Here is a 17,075-nt window from a genome sequence, read left to right as displayed (position 1 = left end):
CAATTCCAATCGATTTAAATCTCCGCGTCAATCCCGCGACGCGGAGATTTCAGGTTGTGGTCAGGCAGCGAGCGCGGCCTCCGGCGGCTTCTTGGCGCCGGTCATGAAGGCGACTGCATCCGACATCGTGTACTCCTTGGGATCGATGACGGTGAGACGCCGCCCGAGCCGGTGGATATGGATGCGATCCGCCACCTCGAAGACATGCGGCATGTTGTGCGAGATCAGCACGATCGGCAGACCACGGCGCTTGACGTCGAGGATGAGTTCCAAAACCCGGCGGCTTTCCTTGACGCCGAGGGCCGCTGTCGGCTCATCCATGATGACGACCTTCGAGCCGAAGGCAGCGGCACGCGCCACGGCGACGCCCTGGCGCTGGCCGCCCGACAACGTCTCGACGGCTTGGCCGATGTTCTGGATGGTCATCAGGCCGAGCTCGGTCAGCTTGTCGCGCGCCCGCTTTTCCATCGCCGAGCGATCGAGCATGCGAAACCAATTGCCCAGGATACCTGGCTTACGGATTTCGCGACCGAGGAACATGTTGTCGGCGATCGACAGCGCCGGCGACAGAGCGAGGTTCTGATAGACCGTCTCGATGCCGGCGTCGCGCGCCTCCATCGGCGCCTTGAAGTTGACCACCTTGCCTTCGAGGCGGATCTCGCCTTCGTCGGGCGTGATGGCGCCGGAGATCGCCTTGATGAGCGACGACTTGCCAGCGCCGTTGTCGCCGATCACAGCGAGTATTTCGCCGGGATAGAGGTCGAAATCGGCCTGATCGAGGGCGGTCACGCGACCATAACGCTTGACCAACCCGCGGGCGGTGAGAAGAGGTTCGGTAGACATCAGCCTGCAACCTTTCTGATCCACTGGTCGACGGCAACGGCTGCGATGATGAGCACGCCGATCAACAGGTAGGTCCATTGCGGATCGGTGCCGATCAGGCGCAGTCCGAGCTGGAAGACGCCGACGATGAGCGCGCCGAACAGCATGCCCAGGATCGACCCGCGTCCGCCGAAGAGCGAGATACCGCCGATCACCACGGCGGTGATGGATTCGATGTTGGCGAACTGGCCGGCGGTCGGCGAAACCGAACCGATGCGGCCGATGAGAACCCAGCCACCAAGCGCGCAGATCAGACCCGAAATCACATAGACCGAGATCAGCACTTTCTTGACGCGCACGCCGGACAACTGTGCTGCTTCAGGGTCGTCGCCGATGGCATAAACGTGCCGACCCCAGGCGGTGTGGTTGAGCACATACCAGAGCACGGCCACCAGCAGCACCATGGCGACCACGCCATAGGTGAAGACGGCATTGCCCACCCTGAAATTGTGAGCGAAGAACTGGAGGATCGGCGCCTGCGCCTCTATGTCCTGCGAGCGGATCGTCTCGTTGGCCGAGTAGAGGAAGTTCGAGGCCAGCACGATCTGCCACATGCCGAGGGTGACGATGAACGGCGGCAGCCTCATGTAGGCGACGAGCGCGCCGTTGATCCAGCCGCACAAGGCACCGACGCCGAAACCGCAGAGGATGGCGAGTGACGGCGGCAGACCGTAGCGGAAGGTGAACTGGCCCATCACCACCGACGACAGCACCATGATCGCGCCGACCGACAGATCGATGCCGGCCGTCAGGATGACAAGCGTCTGCGCCGCACCGATGACGCCCGTGATAGCCACCTGCTGGAGGATCAGCGTCATCGAGAAGGCGGAGAAGAATTTTGTGCCGATGATGAGGCCGAAAGCCGCCAGCGAGGCAACAAGCACGATCAGCGGCACGGCAGCCGGGTTCGAGTGCAGGAAGTGCTGGATCTTCTCGACCGTCGAGCGGGTATGGGTGTCGAAACTTGCCACCGACGTGTCGCTGCCCGAGAGAACCTTCTCGAACTCTTGCGGCCGCCTGGCATCTGCCGAAGCGTCAGACATATCGAATTCCTCCCGTTGAGGGACTTTGCATCCCTCTTGCAGGAAGGGCGACCAAGGGGACTGGCCGCCCTCCGTCTGCAAGAGAGTGTCACGCCGTCAGGCGATCAGATCAACCCCAGCACTTGGACAGGCCGGTCTTTACGTCGATCGACTCGACACCCTTGGCGGGCTTGTCGGTCACCAGCGCCACGCCGGTGTCGAAGAAGCTCTTGCCTTCGGTCGGCTTGGGCTTCTCGCCGCTGTCGGCGAACTTCTTGATCGCCTCGATGCCGAGCGATGCCATCAGCAGCGGATATTGCTGCGAGGTGGCACCGATGACGCCGGCCTCGACGTTCTTGACGCCTGGGCAGCCGCCGTCGACGGAGACGATCAGCACGTTCTTTTCCATACCGACAGCCTTCAGCGCCTCATAGGCGCCGGCAGCGGCAGGCTCGTTGATGGTGTGGACGACGTTGATGGAAGGGTCCTTCTGGAGAAGGTTTTCCATGGCCTTGCGGCCGCCCTCTTCGTTGCCGTTGGTGACGTCGTGACCGACGATGCGCGGATCGTCCTCGTCGCCGATCTTGTTGGGGTCCTTCACGTCGATACCGAAGCCCATCATGAAGCCCTGGTCGCGCAGCACGTCGACCGTCGGCTGCGACGGCGTCAGATCGAGGAAGGCAACCTTGGCGTCCTTGACCTTGTCGCCGAGGGTTGCGGCCGCCCACTGGCCGATCAGCTTGCCGGCTAGCAGGTTGTCGGTGGCGAAGGTGGCGTCGGCCGAGTCAGCCGGCTCAAGCGGAGTGTCGAGTGCAATGACCAGGATGCCGGCGTCGCGCGCCTTCTTGACCGCAGGCACGATGCCCTTGGTGTCGGAAGCAGTGATCAGGATGCCCTTGGCGCCGTCGGCAATGCAGGTCTCGATGGCCGCGACCTGGCTCTCGCTGTCGCCGTCGATCTTGCCGGCGTAGGTCTTGAGATTGACGCCGATCTCCTTGGCCTTGGCGGTCGCACCTTCCTTCATCTTGACGAAGAAGGGATTGGTATCGGTCTTCGTGATCAGGCACGCGCCGACATCGGCAGCCGATGCAGGTGCAGCAATGCCTGCGAGCGCGGCAACCGCCGCACCAAAGACAGTCGTCTTCAGAACTGAAAATTTCATCGGGTACTCCTCCCAAAAACAAACCATGCGGCCCCATCATCGGGGCACCGCCCAGGACACTCATGCACTCTTCCCAGTCGAGTATCCGGCACCAACGAAACACCAATCGAACGAGTGAGTCAATAATTAAATCACTCTTATTTATTATTGACAGGATTGCATGCCAGCCGCATTCTGCCCCAAAAGAACACTGCGGATTTTTGAGGCAGAACCGCGGGAATGACGGAGGAAGCCGGTGGAGGCCGGGAGCATTAAGTACGGTTCGCCGGAGGCGATGGAGGGCCAGCATTTGCGCGGCACCAACCAGAGCGGCATGCGCGACCACAACGAGCGGCTGGTGCTGTCACTTGTCCGGCAGAGCGGCGCGCTGGCCAAATCCGACATTGCGCGCATGACCGGCCTGTCGGCGCAGACCGTCTCCGTCATCATGCGCGAGCTGGAAGTCGAAGGGCTGCTGCTGCGCCAGGAACCGATCCGCGGCAAGATCGGTCAGCCTTCCATTCCGATGGCGCTCAACCCCGAAGGTGCCTTCTTCATCGGCCTCAAGATCGGCCGCCGCAGCGCCGAACTCGTGCTCATCGACTTCCTCGGCAACATCAGGGCGATGCTGCAGAGCTCCTATCGCTACCCTGCCCCGCGCGACACGATCGAGTTCGTCCGCTCGGGCATCGCCCAGATGCGGGCCAGCCTGACGCGCGAGCAGGACAAGCGCATCGCCGGCCTCGGCGTGGCCATGCCGTTCGAACTGTGGAACTGGGTCGACACGGCGGGCGCGCCGCGCGAAGTGATGGAGGAGTGGCGCAACCTGGACATGCGCACCGACCTGCAGGCACTGGTCCCCTTCCCTGTCTACCTTCAGAACGACGCCACCTCGGCCTGTGGCGCGGAGCTTGTGTTCGGCGACATCGGCACTCTGCGCGACTTCGTCTATTTCTACATCGGCGCCTTCGCCGGCGGCGGCGTGGTGCTCAACGGCAGGCTGTACAGCGGCCCGTCGGGCAATGCCGGTGCGCTGGGCTCCATGCCCGTGCCCGGCCCCGGCGGCAGACCGACACAGCTTATCGATGTCGCCTCCATCGCCATGCTCGAAAAGGCGCTGAACGATCAGGGCACGGATGCCTCGCACCTGTGGTCATCGCCCGAGGAATGGGGCGAACTGGGCCCGGCACTCGACGACTGGCTGGCGAGAGCAGGCGATGCGCTCGCCTACGCCATCGTCGCGTCCGCCTCCGTCATCGATTTCGATAGCGCCGTCATCGACGGCTGGATGCCCACCACCGTCCGCGCTCGCCTCGTCGAAGCGGTGCAATCCGCCATCGGCAGGATCGACGTCGAGGGCCTGCGCCTGCCCTCAGTGCGCGAGGGGACCGTCGGCATCCACGCGCGCGCCCTCGGCGGCGCAAGCCTGCCACTTTCCGAGCGCTTTCTGGTCGGCGCGACCGCTCTTTCCCGGGGACCTTGAGCAATGCTGATCGGAATCCCGTCCGTTCTCGGTCCCGAACTGCTGTTCACCCTGCGCGCCATGGGCCATGGCGACGAGATCGCCATCGTCGACGGCAACTATCCGGCATTGGAGCATGGCCGCCGTGTCATCCGTGCCGACGGACTTGACCTAATCCCTGTGCTCGATGCGGTGCTTCAGGTGCTGCCGGTCGACGATTTCGTGCCCCAGGCGATCTTCCGCTCGTCGGTGAAGGGCGATCCTACGCTGTCCGATCCGGTGCATGGCGAGATCGAAGCCGTGTGTGCGCATCGTGTGCCCGGCTTCGCCGTGGTGCCGCTTGCCGGCAACACCTTCTACGAGCGTGTAAAGGCGGCGCACACGATCATTGCCACCAGCGAGCCGAGGCTCTACGCCAACGTCATCATCCGCAAGGGTGTCATCTATCCAATGGGGACTGACAAGCCATGATCCTGTGCTGCGGCGAAGCGCTCATCGACATGCTGCCGCGGCAGAGCACAGCGGGCGAACCGTCCTTCGCGCCCTATGCCGGCGGGGCGATCTTCAACTCGGCAATCGCGCTTGGCCGCCTCGGCGTGCCCACGGAATTCTTCTCAGGGCTGTCATCGGACCTCTTCGGCCAGCAGATCCGCGACGTGCTGGCTGCAAGTAATGTCGGCTCGCGCTACGCCAATCTCTCTGGCCGACCGACGACGCTTGCCTTCGTCCGGCTCGACAACGGCCACGCCACCTACACCTTCTATGACGAGAACACCGCGGGACGGATGCTCACCGACGCAGACCTTCCGGCACTCGGCGACGACATCGACGCCATGCTGTTCGGCGCGATCAGCCTGATCCCCGAGCCTTGCGGCGCGGCCTATGAAGCGCTGATGCGGCGCGAGCACGGAAAGCGCGTCGCCATGCTCGACCCCAACATCCGCCCGGGCTTCATCCAGGACAAGCAGCACCATCTCGAACGCATGCAGCGGATGATCAAGATGGCCGATATCGTCAAGCTGTCCGACGAGGACCTCGCCTGGTTCGGCGAGACGGGCAGCCAGGACGACGTCGCCGCGCGATGGCTGGACAGCGGCCCGAGGCTGGTGATCGTCACCGCCGGCAGCAAGGGCGCAACCGGCTACAGCCGCCGCCACAAGGTTTCGGTGACGCCCGACAAGGTGACCGTGGTCGACACGGTCGGCGCCGGCGACACCTTCAATGCCGGTGTGCTCGCCTCGCTGCACGACCAGAAGGCGCTGACCAAGGCTGCCATTTCGGAGCTGTCGGAACAGACGATCCACGGCGCACTTTCGCTCGGGGCGAGGGCTGCCGCGGTGACTGTTTCGCGGGCGGGCGCGAACCCGCCCTGGCGACGCGAATTGGCCTGATTCAGGCGTTTTCCGACGGTTTTCGCGATCACTTTATGTTTCGTTTCGGCAAGCCGGCTCATCAGCCGGTTCGCTGGAAGTCCAGCTTTTCCGCCAAATTCCACGCGAAATCGTCGCAACCGAAAGTAACAAGAACGCAAGCCGCGCCTGACATGCCGCAGGCCGCTCGCCTTTTTCGCCAACTGCAACTCTGCTATCCAGCAGCCGAACAAAATCAAAGGGTTTGGGGCGAGAATGCAGTTTATCGATCTCGGCGCGCAGCGCGAAAGAATCCGCGACCGTCTGAAAGCGGCCATCGACAAGGTGGTCGACGACGGCCGCTACATCCTCGGTCCTGAAGTCACCGAATTCGAGAACCAGCTGGCCAAATATATCGGTGTCAAGCATGTCGTGGCCTGCGCCAATGGCACCGACGCACTGCTGCTGCCACTGCTGGCTTCCGGCATCGGTCCTGGCGACGCGGTGTTTGTGCCGAGCTTCACTTTTGCTGCCACCGCCGAAGTGGTTGCGCTCGCCAAGGCCGAGCCGGTCTTCGTCGACATCGAGCCCGACACCTACAACATCTCCATCGAGAGCCTCGAAGCCGCGATCGCCATGATCAAGGCCGAAGGCCGCCTCAAGCCCAAGGCGATCATTCCGGTCGACCTGTTCGGCACCGCGGCCGATTACGCGGCCATCGACGCCATCGCCAAGCGCGAAAACCTGCTTGTCATAGAGGACGCCGCCCAGTCCATCGGCGGCTCGCAGGACGGCAAGATGTGCGGCGCCTTCGGTCATGTCGGCGCCACCAGCTTCTATCCGGCCAAGCCGCTCGGCTGCTATGGCGACGGCGGTGCGATGTTCACCAATGACGACGCCTTTGCGGCTCGCCTGCGCTCTTTCGCCTTCCATGGCAAGGGCGAGACCCAGTACGACAACATCCATGTCGGCCTGAACTCGCGCCTCGACACGTTGCAGGCCGCGATCCTGATCGAAAAGCTCGCGATCCTGGAAGACGAAATGCAGGCGCGTGCTCGCGTTGCCCAGCGTTATGCCGACGGTCTCGGCGATGTCGTCCAGGCGGCGAAAGCGCCCGCAGGCGGCCGTTCGGCCTGGGCGCAGTACGCCATCGAGACCGCCGACCGCGACGGCCTGAAGAAGCACCTGCAGGAGCAGGGCATTCCCTCGGTCATCTATTATGTGAAGCCGCTGCACACGCAGGTCGCCTACAGCCACTATCCGCGCACGCCGAACGGCCTGCCGGTGTCGGAAGCAGTGCCGGGCACCATCCTGTGCCTGCCGATGCACCCCTATCTCAGCGAAGCCGACCAGGACCGGATCATCACCACGATCCGCAACTACGTCGGCTCGAACTCGGCCAAGATCGCGGCCGAGTAAGCGCCGAGCGACGCAGGACGCTCCAGGTTATGAAACATGCAACGGCCCGAAAATCGATCTCGATTTTCGGGCCGTTGCATTTGGTTGGTTCAGAAGATGAAGGCCGGGTCGACGATCAGGCCGCTCGAAACGAAATGCGGATTGGCGAAATCCGCATCGTCGGCCTGGTTGCGCTTGCCATAGACGAGCGGCGCACCATCAAGCGTGTGGGTGGTGCCGCCGGCCGCGCGCAGCACGGCATCGCCGGCCGCCGTATCCCATTCCATCGTACGGCCGAAGCGCGGATAGAGATCCGCCTCCCCTGTCGCCAGCAAGCAGAATTTCAGCGATGAGCCGACTGACACGATCTCGGCGGCATGCACCCTCTTGATGAAGGCTTCCGTTTCCGGCGTCAGGTGCGAACGGCTGGCAACTATGGTCAGCGGCTCTCGGCCCTCGCGCACATGAATCTGGTGGCGCCCGGTCGGAACGCCATCGATCACCTCGAACGCCTCGGCCCATCCGGGACGGCCGGCAAAGAAGCGGCCGCTGCACGGTGCGTAGACGACACCGATTGCAGGCACGCCATTGCGGATGAGCGCGATGTTGACTGTGAAGTCGGTCCGGCGCTTGACGAACTCCTTGGTGCCGTCCAGCGGGTCGACGAGCAAGAACAGGCCTCCGAGATCGGGCGGCACGATGCCTTCCTCGATCTCCTCCTCCGAGACGCAAGGGACGCTGGGCAGCGCCGCGCGCAGGCCCGCGAGAATAACCTTCTCCGCTGCCTTGTCGGCCTGGGTGACCGGCGACGCATCCGATTTCTCGGTCACCTCGATGTGGGAGTCGTAGACCTCCATGATCGCGCGCCCGGCGTTGATCGCCAGGCGCTCGAACAATTCCAGGATCGCTTCGTCAGATGCCGCCGCCGTCGTCGTATTGGTGCTCTGCGAAGTCACGCTCATTCAGCCAGTTCTCGACAATTTCGACCATCTCTTCGGGCGTCTTGCCGAGAGTCTGCAAATGAATCTCAGGATTCTCCGGTGTTTCATAGGGTGAATCAACGCCGGTGAAGTTCTTGATCGCCCCGGACAGCGCCCGCGCATAAAGCCCCTTCGGATCGCGCTTGGCGCATTCCTCGAAGGGCGTGTCGACGAACACCTCGACAAATTCGCCCTGCCCCAGCAACTCGCGCGCCATGCGGCGCTCGGCCTTGAAGGGCGAGATGAACGAGACGATCACGATCAGGCCGGCATCGGCCATCAGCCTGGCAACCTCGGCCACGCGCCGGATGTTTTCCACCCGGTCCTGATCAGTGAAGCCGAGGTCGCGGTTCAGCCCGTGGCGGACATTGTCGCCGTCGAGGATGTAGGTGTGCTTGCCGGCCGCGTGCAGCTTCTTTTCAAGCAGGTTGGCGACCGTCGACTTGCCCGAACCCGACAGGCCGGTGAACCACAGCACCGACGGGCGCTGGTTCTTGAGGTCGGCCCGCGCCTTGCGGGTGATGTCGAGCGACTGCCAGTGGATGTTGCCTGCCCGGCGCAGCGGGTTCAGGATCATGCCGGCGCCGACGGTGGCATTGGTGATGCGGTCGATCAGGATGAAGGCGCCGGTGGTGCGATCTTCGGCGAAGTTGTCGAAGGCAAGCGGCGACTGGGTCGAGATGTTGCAGACACCGACCTCGTTCATCTCCAGCGACTTGGCCGCCTCATGGGCGAAGTCGTTGACGTTGACGCGGTACTGCAGCTCGGTGACCGTGGCACTCGCCTGGTCGGTCTCGGTGCGCAGTATGTAGGAACGACCGGGCAGCATGGCTGCCTCGTCGAACCAGACGACATTGGCGGCAAACTGGTCGGCGACATGCGGGCGGGCGTCGGGCGTCACAAGCACGTTGCCGCGCGACACCTCGACCTCGTCGTCGAGCACCAGCGTGACCGCCTGGCCGGCGACTGCGGTTGGCAGATCGCCGCCATGGGCAACTATGCGCCTGACCTTGGAGGCCTTGCCGGACTTGGCCACGACGATCTCGTCGCCCTGCGAAATCGCGCCCGAGGCAATTGTTCCGGCAAAGCCACGGAAGTCGAGATTGGGCCGGTTGACGTATTGTACCGGGAAACGGAACGGCCGCTCGGCCACCTCTTCCTCGACCACGACAGTCTCAAGATGCTCGATCAGCGTCGGGCCGGCATACCAGTTCATCTTGTCGGAGCGGCGGGTGACGTTGTCGCCATAACGCGCCGACATCGGGATCGGTACGATTGACTTGAAGCCGAGGCTCGCGGCAAAGGCCTGGTACTCGGCAGTGATGCGGTGGAAGACGTTCGGGTCGAAGCCGACAAGATCGATCTTGTTGATGGCGACGACGATGTTACGGATGCCCAGCAGCGAGGCGATGATCGAATGCCGACGCGTCTGGCGCAGCACGCCCTGGCGGGCGTCGACCAAAACGATGGCAAGGTCGGCGGTCGAGGCGCCGGTCGCCATGTTGCGTGTGTACTGCTCATGGCCGGGAGTATCGGCGACGATGAACTTGCGCTTCGGCGTGGCAAAGAAGCGATAGGCGACATCGATGGTGATGCCCTGCTCACGCTCGGCTTCGAGCCCGTCCACCAGCAGCGCGAAATCGACGTCATCGCCGGTCGTGCCGTGCTTGCGCGAATCGCGCTCGAGCGCCGCAAGCTGGTCCTCGAATATCTGCTTGGTGTCGGACAGGAGGCGGCCGATCAGCGTCGACTTGCCGTCGTCCACCGATCCACAGGTGAGGAAGCGCAGCAGCGACTTCTGCTCCTGGGCGGCGAGGTAATCGCGGACGCTTTCGACGGCATCCGGCTCGGGTGCAACTGCATGCAGCATGATCAGAAGTACCCTTCGCGCTTCTTCTTTTCCATCGAGCCGGCTTCGTCACGGTCGATCAGGCGACCCTGCCGTTCGGAGGTGCGGGCGGTCAGCATTTCGCTGACGATGGCTTCGAGGCTGTCGGCATCGGAGTCGATGGCGCCGGTCAGCGGGTAGCAGCCAAGCGTGCGGAAGCGCACCAGCCGGTTCTCCACCACCTCGCCGGGGCGCAGCTTCATGCGGTCATCGTCGCGCAGGATCAGCATGCCGTCGCGTTCGACCACAGGGCGCTGCTTGGCGTAATAGAGTGGCACGATCGGGATGTTTTCCTGCAGGATATACTGCCAGATATCGAGCTCGGTCCAATTGGAGAGCGGAAACACACGGATCGACTCACCCGGTGAAACGCGGGTGTTGTAGATCTTCCACATTTCCGGCCGCTGGTTCTTCGGGTCCCAGGCATGCTGGGCGTTGCGGAAGGAGAAGATACGCTCCTTGGCACGCGACTTCTCCTCGTCGCGGCGGGCGCCGCCGAAGGCCGCGTCGAAGCCATATTTGTCGAGCGCCTGACGCAACCCGACCGTCTTCATCACATGCGTATGCGTGTTCGAACCATGATCGAACGGGTTGATGTTGTCGCGCACGCCGTCGGGATTGACGTGGACCAGGAGATCGAAGCCGAGCTCGCGCGCCATCTGGTCGCGGAACTCGATCATCTCGCGGAACTTCCAGGTCGTGTCGACATGCAGGAACGGGAACGGTGGCTTGGCCGGATAGAAGGCCTTCATCGCCAGGTGCAGCAGCACCGAGGAATCTTTGCCAACGGAATAGAGCATCACCGGCTTGGAAAAGGTGGCCGCGACCTCGCGGAAAATATGGATCGCCTCGGCTTCGAGACGGTCCAGATGCGTCAGTCTGGCAAGCATTGAGGAGCCTTCGAAATAGGTCTGTTCGCGGGACGATTTCGCCCGCATGTCCACTTGCGCGCAGTCTCCCAGAATTCCCTGCTGTCTCAAGGCGAGGCAGTCCAAAATGGACGCCGGGGCAAGTCTGTTTTGCCCCTATCTCGCGGCTGGCGAGAATGCATTTCCAAACGCGGCCAAACATTCAGCCAGGCAGCAAGAATGGCGACTAAGGCGCGCCAGCCCCGCAGCGGCAACTCGGTGTCGATTTTCACCTGGCAAGCAGGGATAGATTCGCGTGTTTGTTCACGCCTCGCCGGGCAGCCTTATCATTGGCCAACGCCAATCGAAGCAGCCTGCCCTGGAACAAACGACCAACCTGGAATGCCCCTCGTCATGCCATCGCAGACGCCGAAGCATGTCACTCACTCCCGCACCCCGTCGTTCGTAACAACCTTCGCTTCGTACGGGAGCGGCGCCGGGCAATGTCGCCGGCAGCGCCGGGCGCCGGCGGCCAGTATTTCTACCCGTCAAAGCGCTATTGCACCTTGTGATAACGCCCGTACCAGTCGACAAAGCGCAGCAACCCGTCCTCGATCGGCGTATGCGGCAGTTCGCCGATCAGTGCTTCAAGGTCGCTGACATCGGCCCAGGTGCTGAGCACGTCGCCGGGCTGCAGCGGCAGGAAGCGCTTCACCGCCTCGCGACCGGTTGCGCGTTCGAGGACGCGGACCATCTCCATCAGATGTTCCTTGCGGCGGTTGCCGATATTGACCACCCGATGTGGCGCCCAGCTGCCCGACGCGCCGCCTGCAGCAACATCGTAGTTGGGGTCGGCAACCGGAGGCCGGCCGAGCAGGCGCACGATCCCTTCGACAATGTCGTCGACATAGGTGAAGTCGCGGTACATGTCGCCATTGTTGTAGATGTCGATGGCCTCGCCAGCGAAGATCGCCTTGGTGAACTTGTAGTAGGCCATATCGGGCCGGCCCCACGGGCCATAGACGGTGAAGAAGCGCAGTCCCGTCGCCGGTACGCCGAAGAGATGGCTGTAGGTATGCGCCATCAATTCGTTGGCCTTCTTGGTGGCGGCATAGAGGCTGACAGGATGGTCGACGCTGTCGCGCGGCGAATAGGGCTGCTTCTTGTTGCCGCCATAAACCGAGCTGGATGAGGCATAGAGCAGATGCGTGGGCGCCGTCGCCCGGCAGTTCTCGAGGATGTTCAGGAAGCCGGTGACATTGGCGTCGACATAAGCCTGCGGATTTTCGAGCGAGTAGCGCACGCCGGCCTGCGCGGCGAGATGGACGACGAATTCGGGTTTGCAGGCAAAGGCCGAACGCACGGCATCCGCATCGGCGAGATTGGCTTCGATGAAGCGAAAGTCCTTGTGGGCGGCCAGCAGTTCCAGCCGCGCCCGCTTCAACGATGTGTCGTAGTAGTCGGTGACGTTGTCGAAACCGACTACCTCGTAGCCCTCGGCCAAAAGACGCCGGGCGACATGGAAGCCGATAAAGCCGGCCGTGCCGGTGACGAGAACGGTCATGAATTCACTGCTCTTCAAATGCAAAACGCCCCGGCCTTTCTAGGGCCGGAGCGTCTGCAAATCCATCGCTCGATTGAAGCGATCAGCCCTTCTTGGGCATCAGCGCCCAGATCGCCGGCACGGCGGCGGCGGCGAGCGCAACCTTGATCAGGTCCGGCACGATGAACGGCACGACGCCGAACTGCCAGGACTTCTCGGCGCCGATGAGCAGCGAAAGCCAGGAGAAGCCGAGCGCCATCATCACGACTTCGGCCACGAGCATCGCGCCGAGCATCTTGACGATGCTGCGGCCCCAGCCGCGGTCGACTGCCCAGCCGACGATTGCGGCCATGGCGACAAAGCCCAGCAGATAGCCGCCGGTCGAGCCGAGCATGTAGGCGATGCCAATGCCCTTCTCAGGCGTGCTCTGGAACACCGGATAGCCCATGGCGCCCTGGGCCATGTAAAGCATCAGCGTTGCGACGCCGAGACGGAGGCCGAAGGCTGCGCCGATGCCGAGAACGGCAAGCGTCTGCAGCGACATGTCGACCGGGCCGAGCACGACCTTGGTCTTGGCCGAAGCAACGAGCAGCAGCGAGCCGGCAACGGCCAGCAGAAGCTGGGTCGCAAGGCGCGTCGCACCCTTTTCGGGCAGCGCGGCAGAGATGAGCGCGGTGGAATTGCTGGATGCAACGGCCATGTAAATCCCCTTGTGTTCAGAGCGGCGGGCAGGCCCGACGTGGTTTTCCCTATATTGTCTTCCGTGCTAAGCGGCAAACGAATTTGCCGTCGGGCTGAGCAACACACAGATATAGGCAGGCCATGTCGCTTGATTTCGATACACGCTTCGAGCCTGCCTATGGCGAAGCCGTCGCCATCGCCAAAGGGGTGGCCCGGATGACCGTCAACAATCCCAGCCCCTTCACTTTCCACGGCACCAACAGCTATATCCTGGGCACCGACACGCTTGCGGTCATCGACCCAGGCCCCGACGACGATACCCATCTCGAAGCGCTTATCCGGGCAATCGCGGGCCGTCCAGTCAGCCACATCTTCGTCAGCCACACCCACCGCGACCACTCTCCGCTCGCCGCCCGGCTCAAGGCGCTGACCGGCGCCAGGACGGTCGCCGAGGGCCCACACCGCTCGGCGCGTCCGCTGCATCTCGGCGAGGTTCCGGCAATGGACGCCTCGAGCGACACGGACTTCATGCCTGACATCGTCGTCCGCGACGGCGAGGTGGTCGAGGGCGACGGTTGGCGCATCTGCACCGTGCTGACCCCGGGCCACGCGGCGAATCACGCGGCCTTCGCGCTCGAAGGCACGGGCATCCTGTTTTCGGCGGACCATGTGATGGCGTGGTCGACCTCGATCGTGGCACCGCCCGACGGAGCAATGTCCGATTACATGGCCTCGCTCGACAAGCTGATCGAACGCAACGACCGCATCTACCTGCCTGGCCATGGCGGTCCTGTCACCGCGCCTAAGAAGTTCGTGCGCGGCCTCAAGGCGCATCGGAAGATGCGCGAGCGTGCCATCATCGAGCGATTGAATGCCGGCGACCGCACCATTCCCGACATCGTCAAGGCGATCTACCGCGACACCGACCCACGCCTTTATGGCGCGGCCGGCCTGTCGGTCTTCGCCCATCTCGAAGATCTGGTCGAGCGCGGCAAGGCAACGTCAGACGAGGCTCCATCGCTAACCGGCATCTATCTGCCGGCAAGATAGGCGCTGAAGCAACTCCAGAAACGGGCGGCGCGGTTTCCGTCCGGCATTGCGCAAGAAAAAGAGATAGAGCGACCTTGCGCTTCGAGGAAAGCGGAAATGCCCTATTGCGCTGGTGCCGGCGTGGCGGTTCCGGCCTGGGTTGCGATTTCCTGGTCGAGTTGAGTGAGGAAGTCGATGATGCGCTGGGCGTTGTCGCCGAGGTCGTGACGGCCGTAGCGCGAGGCAGAGCGCATGTCGACGAAGGTGGAATCGCCGTCGTCGACGAGCCTGATCGCAATATCCGACGGCAGCGACAGGATGAAGCTGCGCGCCACTGCCTCGATGTCGACCTCGCCCTTTGCCTGCTCCGACGGCGGCGGCGGCACGACGATCTGCCAGCCTTGCCGATTGAGCACCGTCACAAGGCTGTCGAGCACGCGGTCGAGCGACAGATCGTAGCGCCTGCCGGCAACGAGCGGATAGGCCTGCGCCTGCAGTGTGCGCTCGCCAAGCGTCATCGGCTCGATGCGGTTCATGTCGGGTGTGCGCAGCGAGGCGGCCGCCGTCAGCGCAGGCGGATCGTCGGTGTCGGACGAGATGTCGCGCAGCATCGGATAGGCGGCGATCTGGTAGGCGGTCAGCGCAAAGGGCGCGAGCACGACAAGTGCCAGCAAGGCGCCGATGGTCAGGTCGTGCCCGCCCTGGTCGCCGAACTTCCACAGGCGCGAAAACGCAAAGCCTGACAAAAGCAGCGCAAAAGCGGCAAGCAGAGCGACGATGCCGAGCACCCAGAAGAAGGCAACGGTGTCGATCAGGCCGCGGCGATGACCGAGCACGGCGGTGATCAACAGGACGGCGGAAAACGAGGCCATTCCCCTGGACAGGCCGGCGGCGCGCGTGGTGCGCGGCTCCAGATATCTCGACTGATACTCAACCATAGACCCGTTACCCACCCCACGGACGTCAGGGCGCCGCCTCCCTAGGCGATGCGGCGCCGTCAGTGGAAACTAGAAGGATTCCGCCCGAGGTTGAAGTGGAAAGGCGGGGAGGTCAGCCTTTCCACACATGAGACGTGTCAGGCGCTATCGGTGGGCAGGCGATAATCCCTGAAGCGCTCGCGCAACTCCATCTTCTGTATCTTGCCCGTTGCCGTGTGCGGTATCTCATCGACGAAGGCCACGTCATCGGGCATCCACCACTTGGCAACCTTGCCATCGAGGAAGGCCAGGATGTCCGTCTTCGCCGGCTCCTTGCCCTGCTTGCGCACGATCACCAGCAACGGCCGTTCGTCCCAGCGCGAGTGCCTCACGCCGATGACCGCCGCCTCCTGCACGTCGGGATGGCCGACAGCCAGGTTCTCCAGCTCGATCGAGGAAATCCACTCGCCGCCCGACTTGATCACGTCCTTGGAACGGTCGGTGATCTGCATATAGCCATGTTCGTCGATATGGGCGACGTCGCCGGTATCGAACCAGCCCTCACGGTCGAACTGCTCGGCGCTCGCCCCACCGAAATAGGACGCCGACACCGCCGGCCCCCTCACCTTCAGGCGCCCGAAAGTCTTGCCGTCCCAGGGCAATTCCTTGTTGTCGTCGTCGGTGACCTTCATCTCGACGCCGAACGGCGTGTATCCCTGCTTCTGCTGGATGCTCAGGCGATCGTTGCCCTCCAGTTCCTGATACTCCGGCTTGATGGTGCACAAGGTGCCGAGCGGCGACATTTCGGTCATGCCCCAGGCATGGATCACCTCGACCCCGTAGTTGCGCTCGAATTTCTCGGTGACGGCGCGCGGGCAGGCCGAGCCGCCGATGACGACCCTGTCGAGATGCGGCAGCTTCTTGCCGGTCTCCTCCAGATGCTGCAGCAGCATCAGCCAGATCGTCGGCACCGCCGCCGTGAAGCTGACGCGCTCCGTGTCGAGCATCTCGTAGATCGAGGCGCCGTCCATCTTGCCGCCGGGCATGACCATCTTGGCGCCGACCATCGGCGTGCTCTGCGCGAGCCCCCAGGCATTGGCGTGGAACATCGGCACCACCGGCATGACCACGTCGCGTGCCGAGATGCCCATGGCATCCGGCATGACCGCGATCATCGCATGGAGAATGTTGGAGCGGTGGCTGTAGACCACGCCCTTGGGATCGCCCGTCGTGCCCGAGGTGTAGCACATGCCGGCGGCGGCATGTTCGTCGAGGTCCTTCCAGGCAAAGTCGCTGTCGGCCTCGGCCAGCCACTCCTCATAGGCCACGACATTGGGCAGCGCTGTCGGTGGCAAATGGGCGGCATCGGACAGCACGATGATCTGGCGCAACGAGGCGATATGCGGCGCGATCTTTTCGACCAGCGGCATGAAGGTGAGATCGACGAACAGCGCCTGATCCTGCGCATGCTTCATGATCCAGACAAGCTGTTCGGGGAAAAGGCGCGGGTTGAGCGTGTGGTAGACTGCCCCCATGCCCATGATGCCGTACCAGGCTTCCATGTGGCGGGCGGTGTTCCAGGCCAGCGTGGCGATGCGGTCACCGACCTTGTGGCCATCACGTTCGAGCCTCTGGGCGACCTTCAGCGACCTCGTCCGAAGCTCGGAATAAGTCGTGCGCACGATCGGTCCCTCGACCGACCTCGACACGACCTCGCGGTGCGGGTGCTGTCGGGCGGCATGGTCCATGATCTTGTGGCACAGCAGAGGCCATTCCTGCATCAGTCCGAGCATGTCGATCCTCCCAAATCGTCTTGAGCATCTTTGGTCCCAATGCCGGGATTGTCCAGTGCGACGAAGACAGGGCGAAGCCGGCAAAGCGGCACTGGCCTTATTGCGGCCACGGTCCCGGTTAACCTTCATTAATGGCTGGCGG

Annotated in this window: 15 protein-coding genes; 5 read left to right on the top strand and 10 right to left on the bottom strand. The window is 63.3% G+C overall.

Features of this window, described 5'->3' with window-relative positions:
* Nucleotides 1-60: 60 nt before the first annotated feature.
* The 3 genes from B015_RS0106770 to B015_RS0106760 form a co-directional block, all read right to left on the bottom strand.
* Nucleotides 61-843 carry an ATP-binding cassette domain-containing protein gene (locus tag B015_RS0106770; protein ID WP_026226976.1) on the bottom strand — a complete coding sequence of 261 codons (783 nt, stop codon included), beginning with the start codon at nt 841-843 and terminating at the stop codon, nt 61-63.
* Nucleotides 843-1,925 (bottom strand): ABC transporter permease, encoded by a 1,083-nt coding sequence (locus B015_RS0106765; RefSeq protein ID WP_018426916.1) that lies wholly within the window; start codon nt 1,923-1,925, stop codon nt 843-845. The genes B015_RS0106770 and B015_RS0106765 overlap by 1 nt, the downstream gene beginning before the upstream one ends.
* Before the next feature lie 109 nt (nt 1,926-2,034).
* Entirely contained in the window at nt 2,035-3,066 is a 1,032-nt protein-coding gene (locus B015_RS0106760) for a sugar ABC transporter substrate-binding protein (RefSeq protein WP_018426915.1), read from the bottom strand.
* Between the two features lie 235 nt (nt 3,067-3,301).
* On the opposite strand from B015_RS0106760, the gene B015_RS0106755 reads away from it, so the two are divergent.
* The 4 genes from B015_RS0106755 to B015_RS0106740 all read left to right on the top strand — a co-directional run bounded on the left by B015_RS0106755 (nt 3,302) and on the right by B015_RS0106740 (nt 7,275).
* Nucleotides 3,302-4,528 carry an ROK family transcriptional regulator gene (locus B015_RS0106755; RefSeq protein ID WP_026226974.1) on the top strand — a complete coding sequence of 409 codons (1,227 nt, stop codon included), beginning with the start codon at nt 3,302-3,304 and terminating at the stop codon, nt 4,526-4,528.
* 3 nt (nt 4,529-4,531) lie between these two features.
* Nucleotides 4,532-4,978 (top strand): RbsD/FucU domain-containing protein, encoded by a 447-nt coding sequence (locus B015_RS0106750; protein WP_018426913.1) that lies wholly within the window; start codon nt 4,532-4,534, stop codon nt 4,976-4,978.
* Entirely contained in the window at nt 4,975-5,898 is a 924-nt protein-coding gene (locus B015_RS0106745) for a carbohydrate kinase (RefSeq protein WP_018426912.1), read from the top strand. The genes B015_RS0106750 and B015_RS0106745 overlap by 4 nt, the downstream gene beginning before the upstream one ends.
* Nucleotides 5,899-6,132: 234 nt before the next feature.
* Nucleotides 6,133-7,275 (top strand): DegT/DnrJ/EryC1/StrS aminotransferase family protein, encoded by a 1,143-nt coding sequence (locus B015_RS0106740; RefSeq protein WP_018426911.1) that lies wholly within the window; start codon nt 6,133-6,135, stop codon nt 7,273-7,275.
* A gap of 89 nt (nt 7,276-7,364) precedes the next feature.
* Here the strand turns inward: B015_RS0106740 and cysQ are convergent, their stop codons facing one another.
* The 5 genes from cysQ to B015_RS0106715 all read right to left on the bottom strand — a co-directional run bounded on the left by cysQ (nt 7,365) and on the right by B015_RS0106715 (nt 13,213).
* A complete protein-coding gene (gene cysQ, locus B015_RS0106735; RefSeq protein WP_018426910.1) occupies nt 7,365-8,216 on the bottom strand; it encodes a 3'(2'),5'-bisphosphate nucleotidase CysQ in 852 nt (283 codons plus the stop codon).
* Nucleotides 8,167-10,104 (bottom strand): sulfate adenylyltransferase subunit CysN, encoded by a 1,938-nt coding sequence (cysN, locus tag B015_RS0106730; RefSeq protein WP_018426909.1) that lies wholly within the window; start codon nt 10,102-10,104, stop codon nt 8,167-8,169. Before cysN ends, cysQ begins: the two co-directional genes overlap by 50 nt.
* 2 nt (nt 10,105-10,106) lie before the next feature.
* On the bottom strand, nt 10,107-11,012 hold the full coding sequence (cysD, locus tag B015_RS0106725) for a sulfate adenylyltransferase subunit CysD (protein ID WP_026226972.1): 906 nt from the start codon (nt 11,010-11,012) through the stop codon (nt 10,107-10,109).
* Between the two features lie 514 nt (nt 11,013-11,526).
* Nucleotides 11,527-12,534, bottom strand: coding sequence for an NAD-dependent epimerase (locus B015_RS0106720; protein ID WP_018426907.1), 1,008 nt, complete (start codon nt 12,532-12,534; stop codon nt 11,527-11,529).
* Between the two features lie 82 nt (nt 12,535-12,616).
* Nucleotides 12,617-13,213: a biotin transporter BioY gene (locus B015_RS0106715; protein WP_018426906.1), complete on the bottom strand. Its 597-nt coding sequence runs from the start codon at nt 13,211-13,213 to the stop codon at nt 12,617-12,619.
* Nucleotides 13,214-13,335: 122 nt separating this feature from the next.
* Between B015_RS0106715 and B015_RS0106710 the strand changes: the two genes are divergently transcribed.
* Nucleotides 13,336-14,244, top strand: coding sequence for an MBL fold metallo-hydrolase (locus B015_RS0106710; RefSeq protein ID WP_018426905.1), 909 nt, complete (start codon nt 13,336-13,338; stop codon nt 14,242-14,244).
* Between the two features lie 101 nt (nt 14,245-14,345).
* On the opposite strand, the gene B015_RS0106705 is transcribed toward B015_RS0106710, so the two are convergent.
* The gene (locus tag B015_RS0106705; RefSeq protein WP_026226971.1) at nt 14,346-15,161 is read right to left on the bottom strand and encodes a DUF1499 domain-containing protein; all 816 of its coding nucleotides are present in this window, start codon (nt 15,159-15,161) and stop codon (nt 14,346-14,348) included.
* 137 nt (nt 15,162-15,298) lie between these two features.
* A complete protein-coding gene (locus B015_RS0106700) occupies nt 15,299-16,933 on the bottom strand; it encodes a long-chain-fatty-acid--CoA ligase (protein ID WP_018426903.1) in 1,635 nt (544 codons plus the stop codon).
* Nucleotides 16,934-17,075: the final 142 nt, after the last annotated feature.

The organism is Hoeflea sp. 108 (assembly GCF_000372965.1).
GTDB lineage: Bacteria > Pseudomonadota > Alphaproteobacteria > Rhizobiales > Rhizobiaceae > Aminobacter.
The sequence above is the reverse complement of the archived record's forward strand: the minus strand, read 5'-3'. Positions and strand labels throughout refer to the sequence as shown.

What these genes read in the sequence shown, in the direction of transcription:
- B015_RS0106745 (WP_018426912.1), top strand. Translation starts at nt 4,975, where the DNA reads ATGATCCTGTGCTGCGGCGAAGCGCTCATCGACATGCTGCCGCGGCAG.
- B015_RS0106720 (WP_018426907.1), bottom strand. Translation starts at nt 12,534, where the DNA reads ATGACCGTTCTCGTCACCGGCACGGCCGGCTTTATCGGCTTCCATGTC.
- cysD (WP_026226972.1), bottom strand. Translation starts at nt 11,012, where the DNA reads ATGCTTGCCAGACTGACGCATCTGGACCGTCTCGAAGCCGAGGCGATC.
- cysQ (WP_018426910.1), bottom strand. Translation starts at nt 8,216, where the DNA reads ATGAGCGTGACTTCGCAGAGCACCAATACGACGACGGCGGCGGCATCT.
- cysN (WP_018426909.1), bottom strand. Translation starts at nt 10,104, where the DNA reads ATGCTGCATGCAGTTGCACCCGAGCCGGATGCCGTCGAAAGCGTCCGC.
- B015_RS0106705 (WP_026226971.1), bottom strand. Translation starts at nt 15,161, where the DNA reads ATGGTTGAGTATCAGTCGAGATATCTGGAGCCGCGCACCACGCGCGCC.
- B015_RS0106715 (WP_018426906.1), bottom strand. Translation starts at nt 13,213, where the DNA reads ATGGCCGTTGCATCCAGCAATTCCACCGCGCTCATCTCTGCCGCGCTG.
- B015_RS0106710 (WP_018426905.1), top strand. Translation starts at nt 13,336, where the DNA reads ATGTCGCTTGATTTCGATACACGCTTCGAGCCTGCCTATGGCGAAGCC.
- B015_RS0106700 (WP_018426903.1), bottom strand. Translation starts at nt 16,933, where the DNA reads ATGCTCGGACTGATGCAGGAATGGCCTCTGCTGTGCCACAAGATCATG.
- B015_RS0106770 (WP_026226976.1), bottom strand. Translation starts at nt 843, where the DNA reads ATGTCTACCGAACCTCTTCTCACCGCCCGCGGGTTGGTCAAGCGTTAT.
- B015_RS0106750 (WP_018426913.1), top strand. Translation starts at nt 4,532, where the DNA reads ATGCTGATCGGAATCCCGTCCGTTCTCGGTCCCGAACTGCTGTTCACC.
- B015_RS0106765 (WP_018426916.1), bottom strand. Translation starts at nt 1,925, where the DNA reads ATGTCTGACGCTTCGGCAGATGCCAGGCGGCCGCAAGAGTTCGAGAAG.
- B015_RS0106740 (WP_018426911.1), top strand. Translation starts at nt 6,133, where the DNA reads ATGCAGTTTATCGATCTCGGCGCGCAGCGCGAAAGAATCCGCGACCGT.
- B015_RS0106760 (WP_018426915.1), bottom strand. Translation starts at nt 3,066, where the DNA reads ATGAAATTTTCAGTTCTGAAGACGACTGTCTTTGGTGCGGCGGTTGCC.